This window comes from Pseudoalteromonas sp. G5_S1_54_S4, assembly GCF_054968565.1.
The window spans coordinates 1-3,430 of record NZ_JBQKUL010000097.1 but is presented as its reverse complement, the minus strand read 5'-3'; the positions used below and the strand labels follow the sequence as shown (position 1 = coordinate 3,430).

The window sequence follows — 3,430 nt, the reverse complement described above, 5'->3', positions numbered from 1 at the left end:
CGTGGGGTCTGTGGCTATCATGTTTGCTATTACTTGACGTTTACCGAACAACTAATTAGTGTATTAGTGCCTTGTGTGGGCACCGATGTCTAAACAAGGCACAGAAGCAGTTTATGGAATAGGGGTCATAGAATATTTCATGAAATGACACGGAAAATATTAGGGTAGTGGTCACCTGATTTGAAATTTTTGGTTTGGAATTTGTGATTTGAGGTTTGTGAATTTGCAAGGGTAGGGGTCTAATTTTGAGGAAGATTAAAGAGCTAAAAAAGTGGTTTGGGCGCTTGGGCACAAGTTTGGGCACAAATCGATAAAAACTGGAATTTTTAGGATGATCTTTTGAGGCTTGGCTCTCGTTATTTTAAAATTTTGAATACAAAATAATAAAAAACTAAGAATTTAATTTTTAGTTGAATAATTAAACGAATAGATTGAATAGGGTTTTTAACTGTTTGAAATGTAGAGTTTAATTGGTACGACCGAGTGGATTCGAACCACCGACCTCTACCATGTCAAGGTAGCGCTCTAACCAGCTGAGCTACGGTCGTACAATTATTTTAGGATTCTTAAATGTTGGTACGACTGAGTGGATTCGAACCACCGACCCCTACCATGTCAAGGTAGTGCTCTAACCAACTGAGCTACAGTCGTACTATGAGTTTACGTACTATTTAATTCATCCATGAAGCTTCATCCTGTCGGCGTCCTGCCTCCACCTCGTTCGGCTGCGAAGCTTCGCTTCGGTCCAATCTCGCCCAACTGAGCTACAGTCGTACTTCTGTATTTAAGAATTGTTAATTGCTTAACAACGGTCGCTAATATATAGCGTGATGAGTGGTGAATCAAGTATGTTTATGGTTTTTAAGTTTATTTGCCGTTTTTTTATTCATATTGGACTGATTTCGCACGTTTTATAAAATTTTTGCCACCAGATAACATGCTCTTTTGCTGACGCTTTTAGCTGAGAGAGTAAGTTGTTAGAATTTGGGTCAAGTAGGGCATTTACCGCTTCACTACTCACTGCTTGATTAAACCATAGCTGCATATAAAGCGGCTGCAATGTTTCTAAATACCCGCTCAGCTGTGCTTGATAAGGCTGTATTTGTTTTAAATAATATTTATTAAATATATTACTGACAATTTTAGCCTGCTGCTTGTTTTTCCCTTCAGGGCAGATATCTTCTACTACTAATGAATTTACAAACTGGGTTGCTGTATGATTTAAGCTAATTTGTTCTCGCGCAGCTTGAATAAGCTGTTGGTCAAATTTGTATCTGTTGAGCGGTTCAAGCGCTGACAAAATATCATCGCTGTTTATTGCCATACTCTTTTTCGTTTCTATTTGGTGTTTTATGGTAGTTAGCTTTTTAAGCGCCTCAACTGTGTCGCTAAACCCAGCTGGTTGGGTGCTGAGTTCTTGGCCAGTAAGCTGCCAAGTGCTGCTCAGTTCAGGTTCACTATATAAAACATTATTAAAATAATGAGCGAGTTGAGTTTGTTTTTGGGTTTTTGCCGCTGCAATTTTACTGTGAACGTTGCTTTGTTTATCTAAGGTGTTTAAACAGTTTTGCGCGCTTTGAATAAAATCTATTTGGTACTTCAATTGGCTAGCAGCGGTGGCTGTTTTGCCTAATTGATTATTATGCTCGCTTATTAAAACGTTAAGTTTACATTGGCTAATACCAGCTAGTTCAGTTATGCCAATTTTAATGGCAGGTTGCAACGCTTCAACAGGCTCTACTAAGGCTAATTGTTGCAGTGGCTTTGTGTGTGGCTCAGGCGTTTGTAAGGTATTACTCAAGCGAGACAAATAGGTTTTATTTGCCTCACTGGGCTGCTCTGAGCATCCCAAAAGCACCATACAACATGCCGCCAATAACCAATTAAGCGGCAGTTTGGTATAGATTGATTGTTTAAGTGAGAATAAATGGTTCACGTTTAAATCGCCTATGAACGGTCAGCATCAGTAGTATAGCTGCAACTGATAAGCCAACGATAATGCCTATCCAAAAACCATGCGGGCCCATTGCTGGCACTATCATGTCTGTTCTTGCTAATACGTAGCCTAAACTAAAGCCGATTAACCAATAAGAAATAAAAGTGATATACGAAATCGGCGCTGTGTGTTTTAAACCACGTAAAATACCGTTTGCAGCTACTTGTAATGCATCAGGAAGTTGGTAAATACAGGCTAAAATCATAATTGATGAAGCAAGCGCAAGTACCGCAGGGCTATCGCTATATAATTGGCTGATCACATCACGCCCTATAAATGTAATAAAAGCGATAAACAACGCAACCATAGCCGCCATAATATAACTTGTCGATACTGCTACTTTTAATTGATCTAAATGATTTTGCCCAAATAAATTACCAATTCGTATGCTAATGGCAATTGAGAGGCTCAGAGGCATCATAAATAACAGTGCAGTCACACTAGCTGCAATTTGATGGCCAGACACAGCCACCGCACCCAAATGCGCAATAAACAGGGGAATACAGGCAAACAAGGTCACTTCAAAAAAAGTAGCGAGTGAAATAGGAATACCGAGTTTGGTAATAATACCAATGGTTTTAAAATTGGGTTTTTCAAAGCCTGTCAATAAGCCTTTGGCATCTATTTTTTTACTCAGCTGGCAATAAGTAACTTGCGCAATAGCCATTACAGTAAATACCAGTGCGGTGGCAATACCACAGCCAGCGCCCCCAAATGCGGGTAGACCAAATAAGCCCTTAATAAAAATATAATTGAGTGGGATATTTACCGCAAGTCCGAGTAGGCTGATATAAAACGCAGGCTTGGTCATCCCCATGCCTTCGGTCATATTTCTATACACGGTAAAAATTAAAAAACCAAATACACCCCATTTAACAAAATGAATGTAATCAAAAGCAAGTCCCGCAATCGCCGGGCTAGTATCAAGCTGTAAAATAACGGTGTTGGCAAGCTGGGCAGCACAAAAACCTGCAATACTCAAAAGGAGCGTTAAATAAAGCGCTTGCTGAAAATAATGGCTAATGCCGTTGCGGTCTTTAGCACCCGCAAATTGAGCAATGACTCCCGTTAGGGCTAATAAAATACCTTGTATTGCTAATAAAATTGGGTTCCATATTCCTGTAGCAATTGAGAGGGCAGCGAGATCGGTTGGACTCACTTGTCCGGCCATAATGGTATCAACCACTGACATTAATACTAAGGTCACTTGTGCTAAAAAAACGGGAAAGGCGAGGGAAAGTAAACGTTTAGCTTCCCAACTACAAAAAATCATAAAAAACAGCTATTCAGAAAAACATGGGCGCATTGTAATCTATTGTGATTGCTCTATCTATGTAGACAATCAGCGAATCTATTAAATTGCTGCATAAGCTTACTTTTGTTGCGAATAAAAGTGCTATTAAGTGAATTATTTTAGCGATTGATACGTTAAAC

2 protein-coding genes and 2 tRNA genes are annotated in these 3,430 nt (G+C 39.4%); all 4 read right to left on the bottom strand.

Annotated elements, in window-relative coordinates:
• Positions 1-471 precede the first annotated feature (471 nt).
• Positions 472-548: transfer RNA gene (locus ACTRWE_RS18915), tRNA-Val, on the bottom strand.
• A gap of 26 nt (positions 549-574) precedes the next feature.
• Positions 575-651 (bottom strand) — tRNA-Val (locus ACTRWE_RS18910).
• Between the two features lie 235 nt (positions 652-886).
• Positions 887-1,936 (bottom strand): DUF3080 family protein, encoded by a 1,050-nt coding sequence (locus ACTRWE_RS18905; protein ID WP_462880508.1) that lies wholly within the window; start codon positions 1,934-1,936, stop codon positions 887-889.
• A complete protein-coding gene (locus ACTRWE_RS18900) occupies positions 1,914-3,269 on the bottom strand; it encodes an MATE family efflux transporter (protein ID WP_462880507.1) in 1,356 nt (451 codons plus the stop codon). The genes ACTRWE_RS18905 and ACTRWE_RS18900 overlap by 23 nt, the downstream gene beginning before the upstream one ends.
• Between the last annotated feature and the right edge of the window lie 161 nt (positions 3,270-3,430).

Coding starts and splice junctions, on each gene's coding strand:
- ACTRWE_RS18900 (WP_462880507.1), bottom strand. CDS start 3,269: ATGATTTTTTGTAGTTGGGAAGCTAAACGTTTACTTTCCCTCGCCTTT.